Raw genomic sequence first — 25,734 nt, 5'->3', positions numbered from 1 at the left:
AGACCTTTCAGAGGTTGATGCCCTTGATCAGCGCGGTGAGTGTGTCGAGCTCATCCGGTTCGAGGTCGGTCAGCGGCGGCCGGACCGGGCCCGCGGGGTGGCCGGTGGCGGTGAGTCCCGCCTTGACGATGCTGACCGCGTAACCCGCCTTGCGGTTGCGGATCTCCGTGTACGGGAGGACGAACTCGTCGAGTTTGCGCAGCACTTGGTCGTGGCGGCGGGCGCGGACGTCCTCGTAGAAGGAGAGCGCGAACTCGGGGACGAAGTTGAAGATCGCCGACGAGTAGGTGGTGACGCCGAGTTCGAGGTACGGCAGCGCGTACATTTCGGCGGTGGGCAGGCCGCCGATGTAGCTGAGGCGGTCGCCGAGCTTCGTGTAGATGCGGGTCATGGCGTCGATGTCGCCGACGCCGTCCTTGTAGCCGATCAGGTTCGGGCAGGACTCGGCGACGCGGGCCACGGTGTCGGCCCCGTATACGGCGTTGGCGCGGCTGTAGATGATGACGCCGAGGTTCGTCGCCGCGCAGACCGTTTCGACGTGTGCGGCGAGTCCGTCCTGCGGGGCCTCGGTGAGGTAGGGCGGGAAGAGCAGGATGCCGTCGGCGCCCGCGCGCTCGGCGGCCTTCGCCATCTCGACGGCGGTCGCGGTGCCGTAGCCGACCGGGGCCAGGATCGGGGTGCCCTCGGGCGCGGCGGCCACGGCGGCGGCGACGACACGCTCGACCTCGGCCACGGTCAGCGAGAAGAACTCGCCGGTACCGCCCGCCGCGAAGAGTCCGGCCACGTCGTACGCGCCCAGGCGGCCGACGTGCTCCCGGTAGGCGTCCTCGTCGAAGTCGAAGGAGGCGGGGTGGTCCTCGCCCCGGAAGTGGGTCACGGGGAAGGACAGCAGGCCCGAGCCGAGTCGTCGACCAAGGTCGGCAGGCGTGTAGGCGGTCATAGCGGTGGTGCTCCCGAACTGAGGTGTGCGACAGACGTACCAGGGGCCGGCCAACTCCCGTATGGCCTGCGTCACTGGTCTGGCGTGACGCTATGAGCTGCCGCTGATGCACGTCCAACACCGATTTCGCATCTTGCGATGCGCGTTGAGCATCACCGGGCAGACCTCGCCGAGGTGTCCTGAATGTGACGCGCAGCGAAACGTTTGCGTTTCGCTGAAAAGGGGGCGTACCTTTAGCGGTACGAAACCGTTTCGGATCGCTTATCCGCGTACGACAGACCGCGAGCGGATCCGCGCACCACCGTCAGGCAAGGAATCCATGGGGCTGCCCGAACCGCTCACGCGCCGAAAGCGCCGCACCCGGCTCACTCCCGAGCGGGAGCGCGAGCTCTACGGCCGCACCCTGGACCTCGTCCGCGACGTCGGCTACGAGACGATGACGCTCGACGCCGTCGCCGCCAAGTCGCGGTGCAGCAAGGCCACGCTCTACCGGCAGTGGGGCAGCAAGCCCCGGCTCGTGTCCGAGGCGCTGCGCGAGATGCGGCCGTTCTCCCTCGACGACCTGGACACCGGGTCCCTGAGGGGCGATCTGCACGCGCTCGCGCAGCGGGTCGGCGAGGCCCGCAAGGACCTCGACCTGGTACGCGGCATCTCGCTCGCCATCCGCAAGGACGCGGATCTCGCGGACGCCGTGCACGAGGCGCTCGTCCAGCCCGAGCTCGACCTGTTCGAGGCGATGCTCGCGCGGGCCGCGGAGCGCGGCGAGATCGACCGCTCCGAGCCCGCCTGCGGTTTCCTTCCGCACATGTTCCTCGGTTCCGTCTTCTCCCGGCCGCTCCTCGAGCGGCAGCAGGCCGACACCGAGTACATCCAGCGCTACGTGGACACCGTCGTCCTCCCCTTGCTGCTGCACGCCTGACCGCCTCCGGCCCCTCCCGGCCTCCGGCTCCCGACAGACCTGAAGGACCACGTAATGCCCACCCCGCTCGACGCGCGCGAGCGTCCGGCCGCGGCCTCGTCCGCACAGCCGCCAGGCGCTCCGGCCGCGCACCACGTGCCCCACCGCTGGTGGGTCCTGGCCGTCATCGGCCTCGCCCAGCTGATGGTGGTGCTCGACGCCACCATCGTGAACATCGCCCTGCCGTCCGCCCAGGCGGACCTCGGCTTCTCCGACGACGGCCGCCAGTGGGTCGTCACCGCCTACTCGCTCGCCTTCGGCAGCCTCCTGCTGCTCGGCGGCAAGCTGTCCGACCTCTTCGGACGCAAGAACACGCTGATCATCGGCCTCGTCGGGTTCGCGGGTTCGTCCGCCCTCGCCGGCGCCGCCACCGGGTTCTCGATGCTCGTCGCGGGCCGCGCCCTGCAGGGTGTGTTCGGCGCGATCCTCGCGCCGACCGCGATGGCGCTGCTGACCACGACGTTCACCGAGCCGAAGGAACGCGCCAAGGCGTTCGGCATCTTCGGTGCCATCGCCGGTTCCGGCGGTGCCATCGGCATGCTGCTCGGCGGCTTCCTCACCGAGCACCTCGACTGGCGCTGGACGCTCTACGTCAACCTGGTCATCGCCGCGGTCGCGGTCATCGGCGCGGTCGTCTTCGTCCGCAAGCCGGCTCCCGGCCCGCGTCCGAAGCTCGACCTGCTGGGCACCCTGCTCGTCGCGGCCGGCCTCTTCAGCATCGTCTTCGGCTTCTCCAACGCCGAGACGCACAGCTGGGGCAACTGGATGTGCTGGGTCTTCCTGGCCGCGGGCGTCGTCCTGCTCGCGCTCTTCATCTTCTGGCAGACCCGGGCCAAGCACCCGCTGCTGCCGCTGCGCGTCCTCGCGGACCGCAACCGCGCCGCGTCCTACGTGAGCGTGTTCATCACCGGCGCGGGCATGTTCGGGATCTTCCTGTTCCTGACGTACTACTTGCAGCTGATCCTCGGCAAGAGCCCGATGGAGACGGGTGTCGCCTTCCTGCCGATGATCCTCTCGCTGATGATCACCGCGCAGCTCGCCACCATGGCGCTGATCCCGAAGCTCGGCCCCAAGCCGGTCGTCCCGGTCGGCATGGGTCTCACCGCGGGCGGTCTGGTCTGGCTCACCGCGCTCGACGTGACCAGCAGCTACGCCTCGCACGTGCTGCCGCCGCTGATCATGATCGGTGTCGGTATCGGCCTCGTGATGCCGCCCGCGATGAGCCTCGCCACCCTCGGGGTCGCCCCCAAGGACCAGGGCGTCGCCGCCGCGACCGTCAACACGATGCAGCAGGTCGGTGGCTCGATCGGTACGGCGCTGTTCAGCACCATGGCCGCGACGGCCGCCACGAACTACATCGCCGACCACGGTGCCTCGAAGGCCGCTCAGGCCGAGGCCTCCGTACACAGCTACGCGACCGCCTACTGGTGGGCTGCCGGGTTCTTCGTGGCCGGTCTCATCGTGTCGGTCCTGATGTACCGCGCGGGCCGTCCGCTGGCACACGCACAGCAGAAGGTCGAGTCCTCCGAGGCGGCCGAGGTCGCTGCCGAGGCCGTGGGCGCGACCGCGCCCATCGCCGCCGTCGCCACCGCTCCCGTGGTGGAGGGCGCGGGCGTGCACGGCCGGATCCTCGACGGACAGGGTGCTCCCCTGACGGGCGCCGTGGTCACTCTCATCGACCGGACCGGCGCCCAGATCGGCCGCGGCACCGCCGCATCCGACGGCAGCTACGCCGTGTCCGCCCCCTCCGCCGACGGTGACGGCTACGTCCTCGTCGGCTCGGCGCCCGGCCGCGACCCGCGGGTCGCCACCCTCGCGCTCCGCGCGGACGGACCGGTCGGCTTCGACCTCGTCCTCAGCGGCGACGGTGGCCTCTACGGCACCGTAAGTACGGAATCCGACTCGGCCCCCGTCCCCGGCGCACTCGTCATCACCACCGACGAGCGCGGCGAGACCGTCGGCTCGGCGCTCACCGACACCGACGGCGGCTACTCGCTGCCCCAACTGCCGCCCGGCGCCTACACCTTCACCGCCAGCGCGGAGGGCTTCCAGCCCTACGCGAGTCAGGCCCAGGTCGCCGGCGGCACCGCCACCCGGCAGGACGCCGTACTGCGCTCCGCGGCGACCCTGACCGGCACGGTCCGGGGCACCGACGGCAGCCCCGTCAACGACGCCCGCGTCACCCTCCTCGACCAGGCGGGCAACGTGGTCGCGGTGCACATCACCGGTGACGACGGCGCGTACGCCTTCGCCGGCCTGTCCGGCGCCGCCTACACGGTGATCGCCAGCGGCTACCCGCCGGTGTCGAAGCCGATCACGGTGGCCGGCAACGGCAACCCGAGCGACCTGGATGTCGCGCTCGGCCACGGGGACTGACGGTCACCGCTGGTTGAGTGAGCACACCGCCGTGGGCGGGGCAGATGTTTGCCCCGCCCACGGCGTCTTGCTGTCGGCACGAGCATGACCGCCACGAGCGTGATCGGCGTGCCCCGGTCTCACACCGCCCGATGCCCCAGCGCATCAATGACCCGGTCCATGGACTCCGCGGCGGCAGGAGCCAGTTCGCGGCCCGCGCGGCACTGGACCTGGAGTGTGCGCCGGCGGAACTCCTTCTCCTCCAGGGGAACGGCGGCCGGCGCGCGGCGGTCGGACGGGCCCAGGGTGACGCGGCTGGCGAGGGTGACCGCGCTGCTGGCGCGTACGAAACGCAGGAGCGCGTCCACGGTGATGCACTCGAAGACGCCCTCCACCGTGAGCTGGTGTGCGGCGGCCGAGGCCTCCAGGAGCAGGCGGCTCGTGGTGTCGGTCGAGGGGAGGGCCACGGGGTGCTGGACGAGGTCCGGGTGGGACAGATCGCGATCATGGTGCCGGCGGCGGGCGCGGTGCTGCTGCTGATCTACCCGATGTTCGCGCTCCTCGTGACCGCGCCCTCGCTGGCGATGCTGATCGGCGTCGTCATGGTGATGGCACTCTTCAAGGGCTGCTATTACGGTCCCATGGGCGCTCTCATGGCAGGCATCTTCCCGGCGGAGACCCGCGCGACCGGGATGGCGGTGGGGTACAACATCGGCGTCACCGTATTCGGCGGCTTCACCCCGATGATCACGGCCTGGCTGCTCGACACGACCGGGCAGTCCGCGGCCCCCGCCTACTGGGTGGCGTTCGCCGCAGTGGCGAGCCTGACCAGCCTGTACGTGCTGCGCCGCCGCGCCCCGCACCCCCGATGACCAGCGCCCGACGGGCCCGCCCACGCAAGGAGTCCCCATGTCCGTGAACGACTTCGCGCGCCACCCCCTTTTGTTCGGCCCCAGCCCCGTGCACCCACTGGACCGGCTCAGCAAGCACCTCGGCGGCCCGCGCGTCTGGGCGAAACGGGAGGACTGCAACGCCGGGCTCGCCTTCGGCGGCAACAAGACCCGCAAACTGGAGTTTCTGATCCCCGACGCGCTCGCCCAGGGCGCGGACACGCTGGTCAGCATCGGCGGCGTGCAGTCCAACCACACCCGGCAAGTGGCTGCGGTCGCAGCCAAGTTGGGCCTGAAGGCCGTACTGGTGCAGGAGAGCTGGGTGGACTGGCCGGACGCGGTCAACGACAAGGTCGGCAACATCCTGCTGTCCCGGATCATGGGCGCCGACGTACGTCTTGTCGACGCCGGGTTCGGCATCGGCTTCAAGGACAGCTGGCAGCAGGCCCTGGAGGACGTCCGCGCTGCGGGCGGCACCCCGTACGCGATCCCCGCCGGCGCCTCCGACCATCCGCTCGGCGGCCTCGGCTTCGCGAACTGGGCATACGAAGTGGGGCAGCAGGAACGCGAGTTGGGCGTCTTCTTCGACACGATCGTGGTGTGCAGCGTCACCGGCAGTACGCACGCGGGCATGGTCGCCGGGTTCGCGGGGCAGGACCGACCACGCCGTGTGATCGGCATCGACGCCTCGGCGAAGATCGACGAGACCCGCGCGCAGGTGGCGAAAATCGCGCGCGGCACCGCCGAACTCATCGGCCTGGGCCGCGAGTTGCGCGAGAACGAGATCACCGTCCTGGAGGGCTGGGCCGGTGACCGCTACGGCATCCCGGTCGATTCCACCGTCGACGCGATCCGGTTGACCGGCGAGCTGGAGGGCGTGCTCCTCGACCCGGTGTACGAGGGCAAGTCGATGGCCGGACTCATCGACCTCGTACGCGACGGAGACATCCCCAAGGACTCGAACGTCCTCTACGCCCACCTGGGAGGCCAGCCGGCACTGAACGCCTACAGCGGCATCTTCCACTGATCGGTGACGGCCGCGAGGTCGCGCTCGTGCCGGGCGGCGCGGAGAGGAAGACGATCCGCGAACCTCACGGCGTGGCCACGCGAAGTACCTGCGCACACAACCAACCGTTGTGCCTGCTCGCCCTGTTCGTTGTTTGATCCCGGCGTTCCCTGATGGCTTGGATAACGGTCATGCCTGATCAGGATCGCCTCTACGTCCAGACACCCGAGTTCGCCCGCGTCGCCGAGCGCATCGAGTACGTCACCACGCTGACGTCGCGGCTGAACGTCCTCCCCTTCGACGACAAGACCGCACGCGCGGCTCTGCTCTCCGAGATTTTCGGCAAGCCGCTGCCCGAATCCGCGACCGTCTATCCGCCCTTCTACACGGACTTCGGACTCCGCATCGAGTTCGGCGAGCACTCCTTCGTGAACCAGGGTTGCACCTTCTTCGACCAGGGCGGCATCCGCATCGGCGACGGTGTGCTGATCGGGCCGAAGACCAATCTGATCTCCGCCAACCATCCGATCCGCGCGTCCGAGCGCCCCGAGTACTACACCCGGGCACCCGTCACGATCGAGGCCAACGCATGGCTCGGCGCATCGGTGACGGTGCTGCCCGGTGTCACGATCGGCCGCGGTGCCGTGGTCGGCGCCGGCGCCGTTGTCACCAAGGACGTACCACCGGACACGCTGGTGACCGGGTCCCCGGCGGCGGTGCGCAAGCAGTGGGAGGACTGAGGCGCGGGCCTGATGCTGCTACGCGCCCCCATGACCGGTTGCGTAGCGGGATCGGTTCTACAGGCCCACGTCCCTGCGGTGGATGTCCTCCAACGACTCGCGGCGTACGAGGAGTCGTGCGCGCCCGTCGCGGACGGCGACCACCGGCGGCCGGCCGACCGCGTTGTAGCCGGAGGCCATCGACAGGTGGTAGGCACCGGCCACCGGCACCGCGATCAGGTCGCCCGCACGCACGTCGTCGGGCAGCCAGGCATCGGGGGCGAGCACGTCACCGGCCTCGCAGTGCCGGCCGACGACGGTGACCGGGGCGAGCGCCTCGCTGCCCCGGCGGCCGACCAGGCGGGGCGCGTAGCGCACGCCGTACAGCGCGGGCCGCGGGTTGTCGCTCATGCCGCCGTCGACCGCGACGAAGGTGCGGCCCGCGGTGTGCTTGACGGACACGACCCGGTACAGGGCGACCCCGGCGGGTCCCACGACGGCCCGGCCCGGCTCGATGATCAGGCGCGGCACGGTGAGCCCGGCCGCCGCGCACGCCTCGGTCAGCTCGGCGCGGACCTTGCGGGCCAGGCGGGTGAGGTCCATGACGGGCTCGCCGGGGCGGTAGGCGATGCCGTGGCCGCCGCCGAGGTCCAGCTCGCGGAGCGTGCGGCCGTGCTGCTCCTTGAGGCGGGCCATCAGGCCCACCATGCGGCGGACCGCCGCCAGGTACGGCTTGACGTCGGTGATCTGGGAGCCCAAGTGACAGTGCAGGCCGGTGAGTTCGAGTTGTGGCTGGTCGAGGATGCGGGCGATGGCGTGCTGGGCGTAGCCGTCGCTGATGGACAGGCCGAACTTCTGGTCCTCGGTGCCGGTGCGGATGTTGTCGTGGCCGCCCGCGCTGATGCCGGGAACCACGCGGACCATCACCCGCTGGTGTCCTTCGGGGCCGACCGCCGCGGCGATCCGGGCGATCTCGGAGGGGCTGTCGATGACGATGCGGCCGACGCCGTACCCCAGGGCGCGTCGCAGGTCGTGCGGTGTCTTGGCGTTGCCGTGCAGGACGATCCTGTCAGCGGGGAAACCCGCGGCGACGGCGAGTTCCAGCTCTCCGGCGGAGCAGACGTCGAGTCCGAGGCCCTCGTCCGACACCCAGTGCGCCATGGCGCGGCACAGGAACGCCTTGGCGGCGTAGTGGACTTCGGCCTCCGGGAAGGCGTCGCGGTAGGTGCGGCAGCGCTGGCGTACCTCACCCTCGTCGAGGACGTACACGGGTGTGCCGTGGAGGCCCGCGACCTCCGCGAGCGACACACCTCCGACGGTCGTGTCGCCGGGGCGCCGTTCAGCGGCGGAGCTCGGCCACACCGACAGGTCCTCGGGGGGTGTCATGGCGGCGGATTCGTGAAGGGTGGTCATCGTGTCGTCGCCCTCCTCGACCCATCGAGTACGACAACGCCGTGCCGAGGTTGTGGGTCCACCGTGACGGTGCGGGCGCCGAGCGGCGCGGTCATGTCGCGCAGGGCGGGCTCGGCCAGCCTGACCCACGGTTGGCTTGCGCCGAGGGTGGCGGTCAGCGCACCCGCGGAGGTGAAGCCGACTGCCGTGCGGTCACCGAGCGGGGTGCGGAACAGCCTCGCGGCGTACCCCAGCGGGCCCGGTCGGACCGGAACGTAGAGGGGCCCGGCCGGGAACCGTTCGGAGGGTTCCGGGTCTTCGTCGCTCACGGGTTGTGCCATGGGGTGTCTCCTGGAGAGTCCGGGGATGGTGGTTCACCAGGGACGCTAGGCCGCTCTCCTTCGCCCCCGGCCCGTCCTGACGGGACGCTGACGACGAGGGCGGCGTTACTGACGCGCTCGTGACGACCCCGGGCCCCGGCAGCCCTACCGCCCCTCCCACTCCGGCTTCCGCTTCTCCAGGAACGCCGTCACACCCTCCCCGAAGTCGCGGCTGCCGTACACGCGGGCGTACAGGTCCCCGGCGGGGCCGGGCGCGGAGGCGGCGAGGACGCGGCGGTCCGCCTCCTTGAGGGCGGCCAGGGTGAGCGGTGCGCAGCGGGCGATGTCCGCCGTGAGTTCCGCGAGGCGTTCGTCCAGGTCGGCCGGGTCGACGATGTCCGCCACGAATCCGGACGCGTACGCCTCCGTCGCCGTGATCAGGCGGGCGGCGAGGAGGGAGCGCAGGGTGCGGGCGCGGCCGAGTCCCGCGTAGAGGCGGGAGATCACGGCGGGGGCGAGGCAGTTGCCGAGCGTGCGGCCGATGGGGGCGCCGAAGACCGCGTCCGGGGTGCACAGCACCACGTCGCAGCAGCTCGCGAGCGCGCTGCCCGCACCGACCGCCGGGCCTTCGACCGCGGCGACGACCGGCATCCGCATCCCCGCGAGCCGGTCGACGGCGAGGCCGACACGGCGCTCGTACGCGACACCGTCCTCGCCGCTCGCGAAGTCCCGGAACTCGCGGATGTCGGTGCCGGCCGCGAACGCACGCCCGCCCGCCCCTCGCAGCACCGTCAGCCGGATGTCGGGGTCGGCGTCGATCTCCCGGCAGGCGCGCTCCAGTTGGTCGTACATGCGCAGGGTCAGTGCGTTGCGCCGGTCCGGGTTGGCGAGGGTGAGGTGGGCTGCGTAGGTGTCGGTGCCGGGGACCGCGTGGCGGGTCCAGGTGACGGAGCCGCTGCTCTCGTTGTCGCCTGACATCAACTCCTGTTCCCTTCCGAGGAGTTCTCCGTTGTGCTCGCCGAGGACCGGTGGGTGGCGGCGCAACGTCGCCGGGGTGCGGGCGAGTTTCACCGGGAAGCCGACGACGCGGCTGCGGCCGTCGACCGGGTGGTCGTACTCCTCGACCATGCCGCGGGCCCGCGCGTGCGGGTCGTGGTCGAGGATCTGCCCGTAGTCGAGGATCGGGCCCGCGGGGACGCCCGCGTCGAGGAGTTGGGCCACGCACTCCTCGGTGCTGGTAGCCGCGAGCCGGCCTTCGAGGAGGGCGATCAGTTCCGCGCGGTGGCCCATCCGGTCGGTGTTGGTGGCGAACCGCTTGTCGTCCGCGAGGTGTTGGAGGTCGAGCGCCTCGCACAGCCGCAGCCACAGCCGCTGGTTGTTGGCGGCGATAGTGGCGTGGCCGTCCTTGGTGCGGACGACCTGGTAGGGCGCGGACATGCGGTGCGCGGAGCCGAGGCGCCGCGGGGGCTCGCCTGCGGCGAAGTACTCGACCGACTCCCACACCGACATCGCCAACACCGCTTCGTAGAGCGACGTTTCGAGGTACTGGCCCTCCCCCGTACGCAGCCGGTGCACGTGCGCGGCGGCGATACTCAGCGCGCAGAGCATGCCCGCGCCGAGGTCGCCCACCGGAAGCCCGCACTTGACCGGTGGTCCGTCCGGGTCTCCGGTGACACTGACGGCGCCCGCCATGCCCTGCGCGATGAGGTCGTAGCCGGGCCGGTCGGCGTACGGGCCGTACTGGCCGAAGCCGGAGATCGACGCGTAGATGATGTCGGGCCGCACCTCGCGGACGGCCTCGTAGCCGACGCCGAGGCGTTCGGTGACACCGGGCCGGAAGTTCTCCACGACGACGTCCGCGTCGGCGAGCAGCCGGAAGAACTCCGCGCGGTCGGCGTCGGTGCGCAGATTGAGGGTGACGCTGCGCTTGTTGCGATTGAGGGCATGGAAGGCGGGGGGGTCACTGCCGGGCCGGGGTGTGCCCATGGAGGTGCGGGTCTGGTCGCCGCCGTCCGGTGACTCGATCTTGATGACATCGGCGCCGAGGTCGGCGAGGAGCATCGTGCAGTACGGGCCCGCCATGACCTGGGTGAGGTCGAGGACGCGGACGCCGTCCAACGCGCCTGCGGTGCCGGTCATCGCAACGCCTCCCGGATCAGCTGGAGCGGGTGCACCGCCGTGCGCTCCGTGCCGTGGTGGATCTGCTGGCGGCAGGAGACACCGGTCGCGGCGAGCACGGTGTCTTTCGGTTCGGCCCTGACCGCCGGGAAGAGCCGGTCCTCGCCGACCGCCATGGAGGTGTCGTAGTGCTCGGCCTCGAAGCCGAAGGAGCCCGCCATTCCGCAGCATCCGGCATCGAGTTCGACGACCTCGGCACCCGGGATGCGCTTCAGCAGCTCGACGGTGGCGGCGGTGCCGACCTCGGCCTTCTGGTGGCAGTGGCCGTGGAAGAGGATGCGGCGGCCCGCGGGTCCTGTGTCGTCCCGCAGTGGGAGCCGGCCGTCGTCGATGGCCTCGGTGAGCAGCTCTTCCAATTGCTTTACGCGCCCGGATACGTCGGTGACGGCCGGGTCTCCGGGCAGCAGGGCGTGATGTTCGTCGCGCAGGGTCAGCAGGCAGGAGGGTTCGCAGCCGACGATGGGGCCGTCCCCCGAGTCCGCGAGGCGGTGCACCAGATCGCCGGCCTGTGCCTTCGCTTGGTCGAGGAGACCCTTCGAGAAGGCGGCGCGGCCGCAGCAGCCTCCGCTCTCCAACTGCACGTGCCAGCCTGCCCGTTCGAGAAGTTCGACGGCGGCTCGGCCGACGTCCGGGTCGGTGTACGTGGTGAAGGAGTCGGCGAGGAGGGTGACGGTGCCCTGGCTGCCCGCCACCGTGGCCGGCCTGCGCCGGAACCATGTCACGAGGTTGCGGCGGGCGAACACGGGCAGCGGCCGGGCGCTCGCGATGCCGAGCCAGCGCTCCAACAGCCGTCTCGGCAAAGGGAGGTTGGAGATCGGCGCGGTCGCCGAACCCAGCCGGTTCAGGCGACGGATGGCACCGAAGACCCGCGAGCGGAGCGGCGTTCCGTGCTGCTCGTGATGGTGGGCCAGGGTCTCGGCCTTGAGCGTGGCCATGTCGACGCCGAGGGGGCACTCGCTCTTGCACGCCTTGCACATCAGGCACAGGTCGAGGACCTCGTGCAGCCCCTCGTCGCCGAGCGCCGCCCTCGGGTCGGGCTCGGAGAGCGCCTTGACGAGGGCGTTGGCGCGGCCTCGTGTCGAGTCGTGTTCGTGGCGGGTCACCATGTACGAGGGGCACATGGCGCCCGATTCGCTCTTGCGGCACAGGCCGATGTTCATGCACCGGTCGGCGGCGCCTCGCATGTCACTGCCTCCGACGACCTCGAAGTCGAGGTGGGTACGCAGCGGTGGCGCGGGCGGCAGCGCCGCGTCGCGGAGGTGTTCGGTCATCGCCGGGGCGTCGACGATCTTGCCGGGGTTCAGCTGGTTCTCCGGGTCGAAGAGGCCCTTGACCTCGCGCATCGCCTCGTACAGGTCGTTGCCGTAGAGCTCGCGGTTGAACTCGCTGCGGGCGAGGCCGTCGCCGTGCTCGCTGGAGTTGACGCCGCCGTACTCGCGTACCAGCTCCTTGATCTCCTCGGCGACCGCCCGCATCGTCTTCACCTGGGCGGGATCGGCGACGTCGACGAAGGGCCTGATGTGCAGACAGCCCACCGAACAGTGACCGTAGAAACCGGCGTTGAGGTCGTGCCGGTCCAGGACCTGTTTGAAGCGGCGGGTGTACGCGGCGAGGTGTCGCGGGTCGACCGCGGTGTCCTCGATGAAGGCCAGCGGGCGCCGGGTACCCTCGCTCGCGGCCATCAACAGTCCGAGGCTGGACTTGCGGACCTTGAGCAGCCCGGACTGCTGGGCGGGAGTGACGGCCTGGAGGGTGTGGTAGCCGTGGCCGTGGCGCTTCCAGAGGGCCGTCAACTCCTTTAGGTGGTCGGTGAGTTCGGCTACGTCGTCGCCGGTGAAGCTGACGAAGAGCAGGGCCTCCGGGTCGCCTTCGAGGATGTTGCCCAGTGAGGCGTACTCGATCTTCTGCCGGGACAGGTCGAGGATCGTCCGGTCCATCATCTCGACGGCCGACGGGTCGAAGGCGAGCGCGTCCTCGGTGGCCTCGATGGCACCGGCGACGGAGGTGAAGTGGCCGACGGCGATGACCGTCCGGGCCGGTTTGGGGACGAGGTCGACCAGGGCGCGGGTGGCGACGACGAGGGTGCCCTCCGAGCCGACGACGAACTTCGCGAGGTCGAAGGGGGCATCGCCGGTCCGGTCGGCGAGCCGGTCCAGGCGGTAGCCGCCGGAGCGTCGCCAGTACGCCGGGAAGTCCGTGGCGATCGAGGCGGCGTGGGCGTCCACGATCTTCGGAAGCTCGCGGTAGAGCCGCCCCTCCAAGGTGTCGAGACCGGCGCGGCGGGCGCGCTCTTCCTCGTCGACGGGGGCGAGCCGGGCCGTGCTGCCGTCCGAGAGGACGACGTCCAGCTCCCGTACGTGGTCGATGGTCATGCCGTAGCGGATCGAGCCACTGCCCGCCGAGTTGTTGCCGGCCATGCCGCCGATGGTGGCGCGGTTGCTGGTCGAGGTGTCGGGGCCGAACATCAGGCCGTGTGGTGCGGCGGCCCGGTTCAACTCGTCCTGGACGACGCCGGGTTCGACGAGCGCGGTGCGTGCGTCGGCGTCGAGTTCGATGATGCGGTGCATGTGCCGGGAGAGGTCGAGGACGAGGCCGGGGCCCACCGTCTGCCCGGCCAGGCTGGTCCCGGCGCCCCGGGGCACGAGCGGCACACCGTGTTCGGCGGCGGCCGCGACCGCGGCCCGCACGTCGTCGGCGTGGCGGGGGAAGACGACGCCCTGCGGTTCGATCGCGTACATGCTGGCGTCGCGGGAGAACAGGTGCCGGGTGTAGTCGTCGAAGGCGACCTCGCCGTCGAGATCGCGGCGCAGTGCGGCCTCGAGGTCGCGGGCGGCGGTGCGGGCCTCGCTGCGGGCCTCACTGGGGGCCGTCACCGCAGCACGTCCAACGCCGCTTCGAGGCCGCCCCGTTGGACGGGCACTCCGGCGAGTTCGAGGCCCATCTGCACTCCGGAGAGGGTGCCCGCGAGGGTCAGGTCGTTGAAGTTGCCGAGGTGGCCGATGCGGAAGACACTGCCGGCGAGCTTTCCGAGCCCCGAGCCGAGTGACATGTCGAAGCGCTCCAGGATGACCTTCCGAAGCTTGTCGGCGTCGTGCCCCTCGGGCATCAGGACGGCGGTGAGCGAGCCGGAGTGCTCGCGATCGTCGGCGCACAGCACCTCAAGACCCCAGCCCCGCACCGCGGCGCGGGTGGCGGCGGCATGGCGGGCGTGCCGGACGAAGACGTTCTCCAGGCCCTCCTCGTCCAGCATGCGCAGCGCCTCGTCGAGGCCGTAGAGGAGGTTGGTGGCCGGGGTGTACGGGAAGGCGCCCTTGGCGTTGGCGTCGATGACCGGCTGCCAGCGCCAGAAGGAGGCGGGGAGCCGGGCGGCCCGGGAGGCGGCGAGGGCCTTGTCGCTCACGGCGTTGAAGCTGAGGCCGGGTGGCAGCATCAGCCCCTTCTGCGAGCCTGCGACGGTGACATCGACGCCCCACTCGTCGTGCCGGTAGTCGATGGAGCCGAGTGAGGAGATGGTGTCGACGAGCAGCAGCGCGGGGTGTCCCGCGGCGTCGATCGCCGCGCGCAGTTCGGGGATGCGGCTCGTGACACCGGTCGATGTCTCGTTGTGGACGACGCAGACCGCCTTGATGCGGTGGTCGGTGTCAGCGGCGAGCCGCTCGGCGAGCGTCTCCGGGTCCGCGCCGTGCCGCCAGTCGCCGGGGATCGCGTCGGTGTCGGCGTCCAGGCCGAGGCCGCGCGCCATCTCGCGCCAGAGCGCCGCGAAGTGCCCGGTCTCGAAGGACAGCACCCGGTCGCCAGGGCTGAGCGTGTTGACCAGCGCGGCCTCCCAGGCGCCGGTGCCCGAGGCGGGGTAGACGACGACGGGCCCTGCCGTGCCGAACACCGGCTTCAAGGCGGCTAGCAGACGCTTCGTCAGCTCGGCGAACTCCGGTCCGCGGTGGTCGATCGTGGGCGCCGCCATGGCGCGCAGGACCCGGTCGGGGACGTTCGTGGGGCCGGGGATCTGCAGGAAGTGGCGGCCGGTGCGGAGCGTCATGCGGTCGACTCCTCAAGAATGTTGTGCCGTGAGATGGTACGCCGTACCGTGAAGCGGCACATGGAGCGTAGGCTTCCCGTCACCGACGCGTCAACGGCCGCGTACGGGTCGCGGGTTGGGATTCGGCGTATGCGTCGATGGCTGGGATCACGCGTACGGGCCGTCGACCGAGATCAACGGATGCGTGAGGACTCGCGATGATGCAGAACGTGGCCAACACCCTGCGGGCGCTGGAGGAAGTGGCGGCCCTCCAGCCCGTCGGCGTCGCCGACCTGGCCAGGGCCCTCGCCCTGCCGAAGAGCTCCGTCCAGCGTTCGCTCGTCACGCTGCACACCACGGGCTGGATCCGCCCCGCCGAAGGAACCCCGACCCGCTGGGTGGTGACCACCAAGGCGCTGCACGTCGGGCGGCACGCCACCGACGAGCTGGGGCTGCGCGACGCCGCGCTGCCCGTGATGGAGGAGCTGCGCCAACGGACCGACGAGACAGTGCACTTGGCGGTCCGCGAGGGCGGGCGGGTGCTGCTGGTCGAGCGGCTTCAGACGAGCAAGGCCGTGCGCATCATCCTGCCGCTCGGCCAGGATCTGCCGATGCACGCCTCGGCCAACGGCAAGGCGGTACTCGCCGCCGACCCCGACAACGCGGTCGCGCGCTACCTTGACGAGGGGCTGCCGCGCTACACCGGCACCACCGTCACCGACCGGGAGCAACTCCTCGCGGAAGTACGGGAGATCAGGGCGCGCGGCTACGCGACGAACTCGGGCGAGTGGCGCGCGGATGTCTCGGCGGTGGCCGCGGCCGTGCTCGGGGCCGGGGGCCTGCCGGTGGCGAGTGTGAGCGTCAATGTACCGACGAGCCGGATGACCGAGGGCACGGCCGCCACCTTCGGTGACCTGGTGCAGGAGGCGGCGCGGACCATCAGCGCCCGAATCTCCTGATGTGCGGGCCGAATCTCCTGATGCGCAAGGTGTCTTGACGAGTCATCAGGCGGCTTCCATACTCTCGCCCCAACCCGAAACCCAGATTCCGGATTCCGGAACGTCCTGAATGTGTGGTGGCCACCGACCGAAGGCGAGGAAGCCTCGTGTCAGATCAAGTCATCTCCATCATCGGTCTTGTGCTCGTGTTCGTCATTGCAACCTTCTCCAAGGTGCACATGGGCGTCATCGCCATCGTCGCCGCGTTCGTCGTCGGCACCGCCGTCGCCGGGGAGTCGGCGGATGAGCTGTTCGCCGGTTTCCCCGGCGATCTGTTCGTGGTGCTCGTCGGCGTCACTCTGCTGTTCGCGATCGCCAAGAACAACGGCACCGTGGACTGGCTCGTGCAGGCCTCGACCCGTGCCGTGCGCGGCAGAATCGCCCTCATCCCGTGGGTGATGTTTCTGATCACGGGGGCACTGACGGCCTCCGGCGCGGTCGTCCCCGGCGCGGTGGGCATCATGGCACCCATCGGCATGGGCTTCGCCGTGCGCCACAAGATCAACCCGGTCCTGATGGGCCTGCTCATCATCAACGGTGCCAGCGCGGGCGGCTTCTCGCCGATCAGCATCTTCGGCACCATCACCAACGGCGTGGTGCAGCGGGAGGACCTGCCCGGCAGCGAGGGCATGCTCTTCCTGACCTCGTTCCTCTTCAATCTGGCGCTGAGCGTGGTCGTCTTCTTCCTGTTCGGCGGTCGCAAGCTGCTGGGCCGGCGGGCGGAGCCCCTCACCGGGGAACCGGTCGAAGGCGGCCTGGCGACGGTGCCCGCCCCCACTCCCTCCGCGGACGGCGGGGTGCCCCCGGCGCGCGGGGGTGATGGCACCGGTACCGCAACGGCCGCCGCTGCCACGGGAGTTCGCGCACCCGCCCGGACGGCCACCGGCACCGGCACCGGCACCGGCACCGGGGAAGAGGTCCACCGCCTCACCCCCGTCCGCGCGCTCACCGTCCTCGGGGTCATCAGCCTGGCCGTCGGCTCGCTCGCCTTCGACCTCGACGTGGGCCTGATGGCCTTCGTCGTCTCGGCCGTCCTGTGCCTCGTCTCCCCCGCCTCCGCGAAGGGAGCGGTCGAGCGCTGCGCCTGGCCCACGGTCCTGCTGGTCTGCGGCATCGTGATGTACGTCAGCCTGATGGACAAGATGGGCACCATCAAGTGGGCCGGCGAGAGCGTCAGCGACCTCGGCACTCCCCTGGTGTCGGCGCTGCTGATCTGCGTGATCGGCGGCGTGGTGTCCGCATTCGCGTCCACCACCGGCATCCTCGGCGCCCTCATTCCGCTGGCCGTCCCGTTCCTCGCCGGGGGCGAGATCGGCGCGATCGGGATGATCAGCGCCCTGGCGATCTCGTCCTCCGTGGTGGACTCCTCACCGTTCTCCACCAGCGGTGCGCTGACCGTGGCCAGCGCACCGGAAGAGATGCGGGACACCGTCTTCCGACGGCTGATGACGTGGGGCCTGAGCATGACCCTGATCACCCCGCTCGCGACCTGGGTCATCCTCATCATTCCCGGCCAGTTGTGACGGCGGGGGCAATGCGGCCGCTCAGCGGGTCAACTGCTGCAATGCGACGTTGAGTTCGAGGACGTTGACCCGCGGCTCCCCCATGAATCCGAGGTCCCTGCCGTCCTTGTGCGTGTCGACGAGCTTCTGGACCCGCTCGACGGAGAGGTGGTGGCGCTCCGCGATCCGGTGCACCTGGAGGTCGGCGTAGGCGGGGGATATCGCCGGGTCGAGGCCCGATCCCGAGGAGGTGACGGCGTCGGCCGGGATGCCCGATGCCTTCACCTCGTACGTCGCCGTGGAGTTGTCCTTGACGACGGCGGCCTGGGCGGCCTCGACCTGCTTCACGAGCTCCTTGTTGTCACCGGAGAGGTTGGTGGCGCCCGAGAGGATCAGCTTGTACTGAGTGTTCACACTGTTCTCGCCGAGGCCGTTGGAGGGCCGCGGCTGGAACCACTTCAGGTCCGGCTTGCCGTCCTTGGTGAGGTACTTCTGGCCGATGAGGGAGGAGCCGACGACCTTGCCGTCGGCGCTGACCTCCGAGCCGTTGGCCTTGTCGTGGAAGGCGGCCTGGGCGATGCCGGTGACGGCGAGCGGGTAGATCACGCCGCAGACGATCGTCAGAACGATCAGGGCGCGCAGCCCCGCCCACAGCAACCGGCCCGTGTTTGCTACCGAGTTGTTCATGACAGTGCCTCAGCCGATTCCGGGGATGAGAGAGATGAGAAGGTCGATGATCTTGATGCCGATGAAGGGTGCGACCAGCCCGCCGAGCCCGTAGATCCCGAGGTTGCGGCGCAGCAGCTTGTCCGCACTCACCGGCCGGTACTGGACGCCCTTCAGGGCGAGCGGCACCAGCGCGATGATGATGATCGCGTTGAAGATGACCGCGGAGAGGATCGCGGAGTCGGGGCTGGACAGGTTCATGATGTTGAGCTTGTCCAGGCCGGGATAGACCGCCGCGAAGAGCGCCGGGATGATCGCGAAGTACTTCGCGACGTCGTTGGCGATCGAGAAGGTCGTCAACGCGCCCCGGGTGATGAGGAGTTGCTTGCCGATCTCGACGATCTCGATGAGCTTCGTCGGGTTCGAGTCGAGGTCGACCATGTTGCCGGCCTCCTTGGCGGCCGACGTACCGGTGTTCATCGCGACACCCACGTCTGCCTGCGCGAGGGCGGGCGCGTCGTTGGTGCCGTCACCGGTCATCGCGACGAGCTTGCCGCCCGCCTGCTCCCGCTTGATGAGGGCCATCTTGTCCTCGGGCGTGGCCTCCGCGAGGAAGTCGTCGACGCCCGCCTCCTCGGCGATCGCCTTGGCGGTCAGCGGGTTGTCACCCGTGATCATCACGGTCTTGATGCCCATGCGGCGCAGCTCGACGAAGCGCTCGCGCATGCCGTCCTTGACGACGTCCTTGAGGTGGATGACACCGAGGACGCGGGCGCCCTCAGCGTCCTCCAGAGCCACAAGGAGCGGCGTGCCACCAGCCTGCGAAATGGCGTCGGTGAGTTCCTGCGCATCCTCGGCGACCTCGCCCCCACGTTCCTTGACCCAGGCGATGACCGAACCGGCCGCCCCCTTGCGGATCTTGCGCCCGTCCACGTCGACACCCGACATGCGTGTCTGGGCGGTGAACTCGATCCACTCGGCGCCCGTCAGCTCACCCTGGTGCCGCTCGCGCAGCCCGTACTTCTCCTTGGCGAGAACCACGACGGAGCGGCCTTCAGGTGTCTCGTCGGACAGCGACGAGAGTTGCGCGGCGTCCGCGACCTCGGCCTCGACGGTGCCGCGTACGGGCACGAACTCGGCGGCCTGGCGGTTGCCGAGGGTGATGGTGCCTGTCTTGTCGAGCAGCAGCGTGGACACATCGCCCGCCGCCTCGACGGCCCGGCCGGACATGGCCAGTACGTTGCGCTGCACGAGCCGGTCCATACCCGCGATGCCGATCGCGGAGAGCAGCGCGCCGATGGTGGTCGGGATCAGACACACCAACAGGGCGACGAGCACGACCATGCTGAGGTGCTTGCCCGCGTAGTCGGCGAACGGCGGCAGTGTGGCAACGGCCAGCAGGAAGACGATGGTCAGCGAGGCCAGCAGGATGTTGAGCGCGATCTCGTTGGGTGTCTTCTGCCGGGCGGCGCCCTCGACCAGGTTGATCATGCGGTCGATGAACGTCTCGCCGGGCTTCGTCGTGATCTTGACGACGATGCGGTCGGAGAGGACCTTCGTACCGCCGGTGACCGCGCACCGGTCGCCGCCGGACTCGCGGATGACCGGGGCGGATTCGCCGGTGATGGCGGATTCGTCGACGGAGGCCACGCCGTCGACCACGTCACCGTCGCCGGGGATGATGTCACCGGCCTCGCAGACGACGAGGTCACCAATGGTCAGCTGCGTCCCGGCAACCTGCTCCTCGCGGTCCCCCGCCAGGCGCCGTGCCACGGTGTCGGTCTTCGCCTTGCGCAGTGTGTCGGCCTGCGCCTTGCCGCGGCCCTCGGCGACGGCCTCCGCCAGGTTCGCGAAGATCACCGTCAGCCAGAGCCAGGCGCTGATGGTCCAGCCGAACCAGTCGGACGGGTGCAGGCAGGAGAACACCGTCGTCAGCACGGACCCGATCAGCACCACGAACATCACGGGTGACTTGACCATGATCCGCGGGTGCAGCTTGCGGCAGGCGTCGGGCAGCGACCTCAGCAGCTGCTTGGGGTCGAACAGGCCCCCGCCGACCTTGCCGCCGCCGGGCTTGTGCCCGGTGGGCACGTCCTGGTGGGGCGCCCTGGTGGGTGTGGCAGTGGACATCGTGTCCTCAAAATTCTCGGAACGTGAGGAATCCTCGGAACGTTCGGTACGTACGGTCATGACGCGAGCCCTTCCGCGAGCGGGCCGAGCGCCAGCGCAGGGAAGTACGTCAGGCCGGTGATGATCAGGAGCGTGCCGACCAACAGGCCGGTGAAGAGCGGCTTGTTGGTGCGCAGGGTCCCCGCGGTGGCCGGGATCGGCTGCTGCTCGGCCAGCGAACCGGCGAGCGCGAGCACGAACACCATCGGCAGGAAGCGGCCGAGCAGCATCGCGAGGCCGATCGTGGTGTTGAACCACTGGGTGTCGGCGGACAGGCCCGCGAAGGCGGAACCGTTGTTGTTGGCGCCGGACGTGTACGCGTACAGGATCTCGGAGAAGCCGTGCGCGCCGGAGTTGAGCATCGAGTTCGGCGGGGTCGGCAGCGCCATCGACACCGAGGTGAAGACGAGGACGAGAGCCGGTGTGATGAGGATGTAGCAGGCCGCGAACTTGATCTCGCGGGTGCCGATCTTCTTGCCGAGGTACTCGGGGGTGCGGCCCACCATCAGGCCGGCGATGAACACCGCGATGATCGCCATGACGAGCATGCCGTAGAGGCCGGATCCGGTGCCGCCCGGCGCGATCTCGCCGAGCTGCATGCCGAGCAGGTTGAGGCCGCCGCCGAGGCCGGTGTTGGAGGAGTGGAAGGAGTTCACGGCGCCGGTCGAGGTGAGCGTCGTGGAGACCGAGAAGATCGCCGATCCGGCGATGCCGAAGCGGGTCTCCTTGCCCTCCATCGCGCCGCCCGCGGCCTGGAGGGCCGGGCCGTGGTGGGCGAACTCGGTCCACATCATCAGGGCGATGAAGCCGACCCAGATGGTCACCATCGTGGCGAGGATCGCGTAGCCCTGCTTCACCGAGCCCACCATGGTGCCGAAGGTACGGGTCAGCGCGAACGGGATGACGAGGATCAGGAAGACCTCGAAGAGGTTCGAGAACGCGGTGGGGTTCTCGAAGGGGTGGGCCGAGTTGGCGTTGAAGTAGCCACCGCCGTTGGTGCCCAGCTCCTTGATGACTTCCTGGGAGGCGACGGCGCCGCCGTTCCACTGCTGCGATCCACCCATGAACTGACCGACCGAGTGAATGCCGGAGAAGTTCTGGATGGCACCACAGGCGACCAGGATCAGCGCGCCAACGATGGAGATCGGGATGAGGATCCGGACGACACCGCGCACCAGGTCGGACCAGAAGTTGCCGAGTTCACCGGTGCGGGAGCGGGCGAAGCCGCGCACGAGGGCGACCGCGACGGCGATCCCCACGGCCGCCGAGACGAAGTTCTGTACGGCCAGTCCGGCGGTCTGTACGACGTGGCCCATGGCCTGCTCGCCGTAGTACGACTGCCAGTTGGTGTTGGCGACGAAGGACGCCGCCGTGTTGAACGCCTGGTCCGGGTCGATCGACTTGAAGCCGAGCGAGCCCGGCAGGCTGCCCTGGATCCGCTGCATCAGGTACAGGAACAGGACGCTCATGGCGGAGAAGGCGAGGACGCCGCGCAGGTAGGCGGTCCAGCGCATCCCGGCGTCCGGGTTGGCGCCGATGCCCTTGTAGATCCACTTCTCGACCCGGAGGTGCTTCCCGGAGGAGTAGACCCGGGCCATGTAGTCGCCGAGCGGGCGGTACGCCAGTGCAAGCGCCGCTATGAGCGCGAGCAGCTGGAGCACTCCGGCGAGTTCGGGGCTCATATCTGTACTCAGAACCTCTCGGGGTAGATGAGGGCGAGGACGAGATAGCCCAGGAGGGCGACGGCCACGACGAGGCCGACGATGTTCTCGGCGGTCACAGCTTGGTCACCCCCTTGGCGACGAGTGCCACCAGCGCGAATACCGCGATCGTGGTGACGACGAAGGCCAGGTCGGCCATCGTGAGCTCCCTGGGTGAAAGTCGTGATTCGGAACTGACACTGAGAGGAAACCCCCGGTCAGGGCGGGTTTCGAGGCTCGTTGACGGCTCCCATACGCCGCTCTGTGCGCCCTTGACGCGTCTCTTACGCGAGCGGTCTCGGGCGGCGGTCGTGGAACGGTTCCGGGAGTGTCCGGGAGCTGTCACATTCGGCGCCCTGCCCTGGTTCGCGGGGCGCGGCGGGCGCATCGTCGACACATGGGGGCAGCCCTCCAGGACCGCCCCTCCGGCCGACCCGGAGGTTCGCCATGTGTTTCCACCGCCCCACGTGCCCGAATCGCGAGCACGTCGTCGCCGCGCACCCTGAGCAGGGCTGGAGCCTGTGCTGCGACGGCACGATCGTCTTCGACGACACGGGTGAGCTGCGGCCCGATGGGGGCGTTGTGGCTCCGCACCGGTCGTACCCGGACCCTGTGCGGCGGCTGGCCGTCGCCGCCTGAGTACGTCCGGCTCTCGGGCGCTCGCCGGGTAGCCGGGGCTGGGCTTGGGGCTCTGCCCCATACCCCGCTCCTCAATCGCCGGAGGGGCTTAGGTGGCGCAGCCGCGATCGCCGGGGGGCTTAAGTGGCGCAGCCTCAATCGCCGGGGGGCCTAAGAGGAGCTGCCGCGATCGTCGGTGGGGCTCAAGGGGAGCAGCCTTAATCGCCGGGGGCTTAAAGGGTTCAGCCGCATCGTCGGCGGAGCCTAAGGGGAGCAGCCGCGATCGTCGGCGGGGCTTGAGGGGTCCGCCCCCCAACAGCCGGTGTCTGCCGTGACGTTGGTCGTTCCGTTTCCTCATGCCCAGATGGCGGTCGCGAGCGCCGCGCCCGCGAAGGCGGCGCCGAGTCCGGCCGCGACGCTGCCGGCGACGTTGGCGGCAGCGTAGAAGCGCGCCCCGTCCTCGGCCAGGCGCAGCGTCTCGTACGAGAACGTGGAGTACGTCGTCAACGCCCCGCACAGGCCGGTGCCGAGCAGCAGCTGCACTTGCGACGAGGCGCCGCCCGCCGCGACGGCGCCGGTGACCAGGCCGAGGATCAGGCAGCCCGTCACATTGACGGCGAACGTGCCCCAGGGGAAGACGGTGTCGTGCCGGGACTGGACGGTGCGGTCGGTGAGATAGCGCAGCGGGGCGCCGACCATCGCGCCCACGACCACCAAAAGCCAGCTCACGCCTCGTCCCCGTCCTTCGCCTCGCGGCCCACGTACCGGATGACCTCGCAGTCGTCGAGGATCACCAGGCCCTCGGTGACGAGCTCGTCGATCCCCGGCAGGAAGGCGCGGATCCGCTCCTCGGTGTCGACGATGACGATGACCACCGGCAGGTCCTCGCTCAGCGAGAGGAGCCGGCTGGTGTGGATGAGGGAGGACGCGCCGAAGCCCTCGATGCCGCGGAAGACCGAGGCCCCCGCGAGTCCCGCGGCGTGCGCGCGATGCACGATCTCGGCGTAGACGGGCTTGTGGTGCCAGGTGTCGTTCTCGCCGATGAAGATCGTGACACGCAGGGCGGTGCCGCTCAGGCGGACCCGGTCGTCGGTTGTCACCGCTGCCTCCATTCGATGGCGCGGCGGGTCAGGTGCGCCGCGGTCCACACCGACGCGAGCGCCATGCACACCGTCAGGGCGAGGTAGCCCAGGGCGGTGCGCGGGTGGCCTCCGTCGATCAGGTTCCTGATGTCCACGGCGTACGTGGAGAAGGTCGTGAAGCCGCCGAGGACGCCGGTGCCGAAGAACGGCCGGACGAGGCGGTGGGCTGCCCACACGTCCGTGATGACGACCATGAAGACGCCGATGACGGCGCAGCCGATCGCGTTGACGACGAGCGTCGTCCAGGGGAAGGCGCCGGCCGCGGTGGGCCACAGCAGGGACGCCCCGTAACGGGCGGACGCGCCGACCGCCCCGCCGAGCGAGACCACGGCGACGACGGGCCCCTGCCCTCGCCACACGGCCTTGCGCGGGACGGGAACACGCAGGTCCACGTCCGGATCGACAGATTCGTTCACCATCGGGGTGCGGGCCTCTCCCACGTACGTCTCCTACTCGCCGGACCACACGTTACGTGTGTGCGCCGTCGCAAGCGGGGACCGTTGGCCGCGGGACGGGAACCCGCCGGAGGCGGGCTTGGTACATTCGCGGCCTGGATGCCGAAATGTCGCACATGAGGAGGCGTGGTGACCATGACACCGCTCGCCCTGTTCCTGCCCCGGCTCGACGCGATCCCGCGCTGGCTGCAGATCACGGCGGCCGTGGTGATCCTCGGCCTCATGGCCACACGGGTGTGGCTGTTCCTCCGCCGCCGGAAATAGCGTCCCGGCCGTACGCCCGCCCCTGACACGCGGGGGCGGGCGTACGGCCGGTCCGTGATCAGCCCTGTCAGCCCTGGACGCGGATCAGCTTCTTGTTCGCGAACTCCGCCATGCCGTACTTGCCCAGCTCACGGCCGATGCCCGAGCGCTTGACGCCGCCGAAGGGCAGGTCCGCCTGGGTGCCCGCGAAGCCGTTGATCCACACCATGCCGGTGTCGAGCTGGTCGGCGACCCGCTTGGCGCGCTCGATGTCGCCGCTCCACACGGCGCCGCCGAGCCCGTACGGCGAGCTGTTGGCCAGCTCGACGGCGGCGTCCTCGTCGGCCACCGGGTAGACGACGGCGACGGGGCCGAACAGCTCCTCGGTGTAGGCGCGCATCTCGGGCGTGATGCCGGTCAGCACGGTCGGCTGGACGTACGCGCCCGGGCCCTCGCCGCGGGCGCCGCCGGTGTGCAGCGTGGCGCCCTTGTCGACCGCGTCCTTGATCTGCTCGAGGAGCTGGTCTGCGGCCGCGCGCGAGGACAGCGGGCCGAACTTGGTGTCGGGCTCCAGCGGGTCGCCGGACTGCACCGCGCCGACATTCGCGGTCAGTTCGCGCACGAAGTCCTCGTAGAGGCCCTCCTGGACGAGGAAGCGCTTCGGCGAGTTGCAGGCCTGCCCCGCGTTGCCGAGCCGGCCGCCCGCCGCCTTGCGGGCCGTCTTCGCGACGTCCTCGGTGTCCAGGAGGATGAACGCGTCGGAGCCGCCCAGCTCGAGGACGCACTTCTTGAGGTTGCGGCCCGCGATCTCGGCGACGGCCGAACCGGCGCGCTCGCTGCCGGTCAGCGAGACACCCTGGTTGCGCGGGTCGGCGATGATGTCGGCGACCTGGTCGTTGGTGGCGAAGACGTTGAGGTACGCGCCGCTCGGCAGGCCGGCGTCGACGAAGATCTGCTCCATCGCGAGGGCCGCCTGCGGGCAGCTGGGGGCGTGCTTGAGCAGGATCGTGTTGCCGAGCATCAGGTTCGGCGCGGCGAACCGGGCCACCTGGTAGTACGGGTAGTTCCACGGCATGATCCCGAGCAGCGAACCCAGCGGGGCGGTGCGCACGGTGGCGGTGCCGCCGCCGCTCACCGAGAGCTCCTCGTCGGCGAGGAAGCCGGGGCCCTGGGTGGCGTAGTACTCGTAGATGCTGGTGACGATGTCGACCTCGCCCTTGGCCTGGGCGAGCGGCTTGCCCATCTCCAGGCTGATGATGCGGGCCAGCTCGTCCTTGCGCTCCTGGTAGATCTCGCCGACGCGGCGCAGCACCGCGGAGCGGGTCTCGACGGGCGAGGTCCGCCAACTCTGGTATGCCGCATGGGAGTCGGCCAGTGCCGTCTCGATCTGCTTCGCGGTCGCCTCGGGGAATTCCTCGAGGGTCTCGCCGGTCGCGGGGTTCACCGTCTTGTAGGCCGTCATGGTCGC

Annotated in this window: 24 protein-coding genes; 9 read left to right on the top strand and 15 right to left on the bottom strand. The window is 70.1% G+C overall.

Annotation, left to right across the window (positions count from 1 at the left end; genetic code table 11):
- Nucleotides 1-7 precede the first annotated feature (7 nt).
- A complete protein-coding gene (gene kdgD, locus ACWD2L_RS10400) occupies nucleotides 8-940 on the bottom strand; it encodes a 5-dehydro-4-deoxyglucarate dehydratase (protein ID WP_451188510.1) in 933 nt (310 codons plus the stop codon).
- 319 nt (nucleotides 941-1,259) lie between these two features.
- On the opposite strand from kdgD, the gene ACWD2L_RS10395 reads away from it, so the two are divergent.
- Both ACWD2L_RS10395 and ACWD2L_RS10390 read left to right on the top strand, forming a co-directional pair.
- Nucleotides 1,260-1,859: a TetR/AcrR family transcriptional regulator C-terminal ligand-binding domain-containing protein gene (locus ACWD2L_RS10395; RefSeq protein ID WP_451188507.1), complete on the top strand. Its 600-nt coding sequence runs from the start codon at nucleotides 1,260-1,262 to the stop codon at nucleotides 1,857-1,859.
- A 54-nt stretch (nucleotides 1,860-1,913) separates the two neighbouring features.
- A complete protein-coding gene (locus tag ACWD2L_RS10390; protein WP_451188504.1) occupies nucleotides 1,914-4,274 on the top strand; it encodes an MFS transporter in 2,361 nt (786 codons plus the stop codon).
- A 119-nt stretch (nucleotides 4,275-4,393) separates the two neighbouring features.
- Here the strand turns inward: ACWD2L_RS10390 and ACWD2L_RS10385 are convergent, their stop codons facing one another.
- A complete protein-coding gene (locus ACWD2L_RS10385) occupies nucleotides 4,394-4,720 on the bottom strand; it encodes a LysR substrate-binding domain-containing protein (RefSeq protein ID WP_451188501.1) in 327 nt (108 codons plus the stop codon).
- A 3-nt stretch (nucleotides 4,721-4,723) separates the two neighbouring features.
- On the opposite strand from ACWD2L_RS10385, the gene ACWD2L_RS10380 reads away from it, so the two are divergent.
- The 3 genes from ACWD2L_RS10380 to ACWD2L_RS10370 all read left to right on the top strand — a co-directional run bounded on the left by ACWD2L_RS10380 (nucleotide 4,724) and on the right by ACWD2L_RS10370 (nucleotide 6,889).
- Entirely contained in the window at nucleotides 4,724-5,125 is a 402-nt protein-coding gene (locus ACWD2L_RS10380) for a hypothetical protein (protein ID WP_451188498.1), read from the top strand.
- 37 nt (nucleotides 5,126-5,162) lie between these two features.
- A complete protein-coding gene (locus ACWD2L_RS10375) occupies nucleotides 5,163-6,170 on the top strand; it encodes a 1-aminocyclopropane-1-carboxylate deaminase (RefSeq protein WP_451188495.1) in 1,008 nt (335 codons plus the stop codon).
- A 170-nt stretch (nucleotides 6,171-6,340) separates the two neighbouring features.
- Nucleotides 6,341-6,889 (top strand): DapH/DapD/GlmU-related protein, encoded by a 549-nt coding sequence (locus ACWD2L_RS10370; RefSeq protein ID WP_451188492.1) that lies wholly within the window; start codon nucleotides 6,341-6,343, stop codon nucleotides 6,887-6,889.
- Between the two features lie 57 nt (nucleotides 6,890-6,946).
- Here the strand turns inward: ACWD2L_RS10370 and lysA are convergent, their stop codons facing one another.
- The 5 genes from lysA to ACWD2L_RS10345 all read right to left on the bottom strand — a co-directional run bounded on the left by lysA (nucleotide 6,947) and on the right by ACWD2L_RS10345 (nucleotide 14,794).
- Nucleotides 6,947-8,281 carry a diaminopimelate decarboxylase gene (gene lysA / locus ACWD2L_RS10365; RefSeq protein WP_451188489.1) on the bottom strand — a complete coding sequence of 445 codons (1,335 nt, stop codon included), beginning with the start codon at nucleotides 8,279-8,281 and terminating at the stop codon, nucleotides 6,947-6,949.
- A complete protein-coding gene (locus tag ACWD2L_RS10360) occupies nucleotides 8,278-8,601 on the bottom strand; it encodes an SAV_915 family protein (RefSeq protein WP_451188486.1) in 324 nt (107 codons plus the stop codon). The genes lysA and ACWD2L_RS10360 overlap by 4 nt, the downstream gene beginning before the upstream one ends.
- Before the next feature lie 144 nt (nucleotides 8,602-8,745).
- A complete protein-coding gene (locus tag ACWD2L_RS10355; protein WP_451188484.1) occupies nucleotides 8,746-10,719 on the bottom strand; it encodes an enoyl-CoA hydratase in 1,974 nt (657 codons plus the stop codon).
- Entirely contained in the window at nucleotides 10,716-13,631 is a 2,916-nt protein-coding gene (locus ACWD2L_RS10350; protein ID WP_451188482.1) for an FAD-binding and (Fe-S)-binding domain-containing protein, read from the bottom strand. Before ACWD2L_RS10350 ends, ACWD2L_RS10355 begins: the two co-directional genes overlap by 4 nt.
- The gene (locus ACWD2L_RS10345) at nucleotides 13,628-14,794 is read right to left on the bottom strand and encodes a pyridoxal-phosphate-dependent aminotransferase family protein (RefSeq protein ID WP_451188480.1); all 1,167 of its coding nucleotides are present in this window, start codon (nucleotides 14,792-14,794) and stop codon (nucleotides 13,628-13,630) included. The genes ACWD2L_RS10350 and ACWD2L_RS10345 overlap by 4 nt, the downstream gene beginning before the upstream one ends.
- A 197-nt stretch (nucleotides 14,795-14,991) precedes the next feature.
- On the opposite strand from ACWD2L_RS10345, the gene ACWD2L_RS10340 reads away from it, so the two are divergent.
- The gene (locus ACWD2L_RS10340) at nucleotides 14,992-15,732 is read left to right on the top strand and encodes an IclR family transcriptional regulator (protein ID WP_451188477.1); all 741 of its coding nucleotides are present in this window, start codon (nucleotides 14,992-14,994) and stop codon (nucleotides 15,730-15,732) included.
- A 146-nt stretch (nucleotides 15,733-15,878) separates the two neighbouring features.
- Nucleotides 15,879-17,294 (top strand): SLC13 family permease, encoded by a 1,416-nt coding sequence (locus ACWD2L_RS10335; protein ID WP_451188475.1) that lies wholly within the window; start codon nucleotides 15,879-15,881, stop codon nucleotides 17,292-17,294.
- A gap of 21 nt (nucleotides 17,295-17,315) precedes the next feature.
- On the opposite strand, the gene ACWD2L_RS10330 is transcribed toward ACWD2L_RS10335, so the two are convergent.
- Genes ACWD2L_RS10330 through kdpF form a run of 4 tightly spaced genes read right to left on the bottom strand, consistent with a single transcriptional unit; the run spans nucleotide 17,316 to nucleotide 21,888 of the window.
- Nucleotides 17,316-17,960, bottom strand: a complete 645-nt coding sequence (locus ACWD2L_RS10330; protein WP_451188473.1) for a potassium-transporting ATPase subunit C — start codon at nucleotides 17,958-17,960, stop codon at nucleotides 17,316-17,318.
- A 9-nt stretch (nucleotides 17,961-17,969) separates the two neighbouring features.
- Nucleotides 17,970-20,069: a potassium-transporting ATPase subunit KdpB gene (kdpB, locus tag ACWD2L_RS10325; protein ID WP_451188470.1), complete on the bottom strand. Its 2,100-nt coding sequence runs from the start codon at nucleotides 20,067-20,069 to the stop codon at nucleotides 17,970-17,972.
- A gap of 56 nt (nucleotides 20,070-20,125) precedes the next feature.
- Complete coding sequence (gene kdpA, locus ACWD2L_RS10320; RefSeq protein ID WP_451188467.1) at nucleotides 20,126-21,790, bottom strand: potassium-transporting ATPase subunit KdpA; 1,665 nt, start codon at nucleotides 21,788-21,790, stop codon at nucleotides 20,126-20,128.
- 8 nt (nucleotides 21,791-21,798) lie between these two features.
- Nucleotides 21,799-21,888 carry a K(+)-transporting ATPase subunit F gene (gene kdpF / locus ACWD2L_RS10315; RefSeq protein WP_018533641.1) on the bottom strand — a complete coding sequence of 30 codons (90 nt, stop codon included), beginning with the start codon at nucleotides 21,886-21,888 and terminating at the stop codon, nucleotides 21,799-21,801.
- A 367-nt stretch (nucleotides 21,889-22,255) separates the two neighbouring features.
- On the opposite strand from kdpF, the gene ACWD2L_RS10310 reads away from it, so the two are divergent.
- Nucleotides 22,256-22,447: a DUF5999 family protein gene (locus tag ACWD2L_RS10310; RefSeq protein WP_451188463.1), complete on the top strand. Its 192-nt coding sequence runs from the start codon at nucleotides 22,256-22,258 to the stop codon at nucleotides 22,445-22,447.
- A gap of 333 nt (nucleotides 22,448-22,780) precedes the next feature.
- Here the strand turns inward: ACWD2L_RS10310 and crcB (ACWD2L_RS10305) are convergent, their stop codons facing one another.
- The 3 genes from crcB (ACWD2L_RS10305) to crcB (ACWD2L_RS10295) are packed head-to-tail and all read right to left on the bottom strand — an operon-like array spanning nucleotide 22,781 to nucleotide 23,987.
- On the bottom strand, nucleotides 22,781-23,155 hold the full coding sequence (crcB, locus tag ACWD2L_RS10305) for a fluoride efflux transporter CrcB (protein WP_451188460.1): 375 nt from the start codon (nucleotides 23,153-23,155) through the stop codon (nucleotides 22,781-22,783).
- Nucleotides 23,152-23,538, bottom strand: coding sequence for a DUF190 domain-containing protein (locus tag ACWD2L_RS10300; RefSeq protein ID WP_451188457.1), 387 nt, complete (start codon nucleotides 23,536-23,538; stop codon nucleotides 23,152-23,154). Before ACWD2L_RS10300 ends, crcB (ACWD2L_RS10305) begins: the two co-directional genes overlap by 4 nt.
- Entirely contained in the window at nucleotides 23,523-23,987 is a 465-nt protein-coding gene (crcB, locus tag ACWD2L_RS10295; protein ID WP_451188454.1) for a fluoride efflux transporter CrcB, read from the bottom strand. The genes ACWD2L_RS10300 and crcB (ACWD2L_RS10295) overlap by 16 nt, the downstream gene beginning before the upstream one ends.
- A gap of 165 nt (nucleotides 23,988-24,152) precedes the next feature.
- Between crcB (ACWD2L_RS10295) and ACWD2L_RS10290 the strand changes: the two genes are divergently transcribed.
- Entirely contained in the window at nucleotides 24,153-24,287 is a 135-nt protein-coding gene (locus ACWD2L_RS10290; RefSeq protein WP_451188451.1) for a hypothetical protein, read from the top strand.
- A 67-nt stretch (nucleotides 24,288-24,354) separates the two neighbouring features.
- Here the strand turns inward: ACWD2L_RS10290 and ACWD2L_RS10285 are convergent, their stop codons facing one another.
- Nucleotides 24,355-25,728: an NAD-dependent succinate-semialdehyde dehydrogenase gene (locus tag ACWD2L_RS10285; RefSeq protein ID WP_451188448.1), complete on the bottom strand. Its 1,374-nt coding sequence runs from the start codon at nucleotides 25,726-25,728 to the stop codon at nucleotides 24,355-24,357.
- Between the last annotated feature and the right edge of the window lie 6 nt (nucleotides 25,729-25,734).

The organism is Streptomyces sp. NPDC002754 (assembly GCF_053592315.1).
Note: the sequence above shows the minus strand (reverse complement) of the source record. Positions and strands in the feature narration are given on the sequence as shown.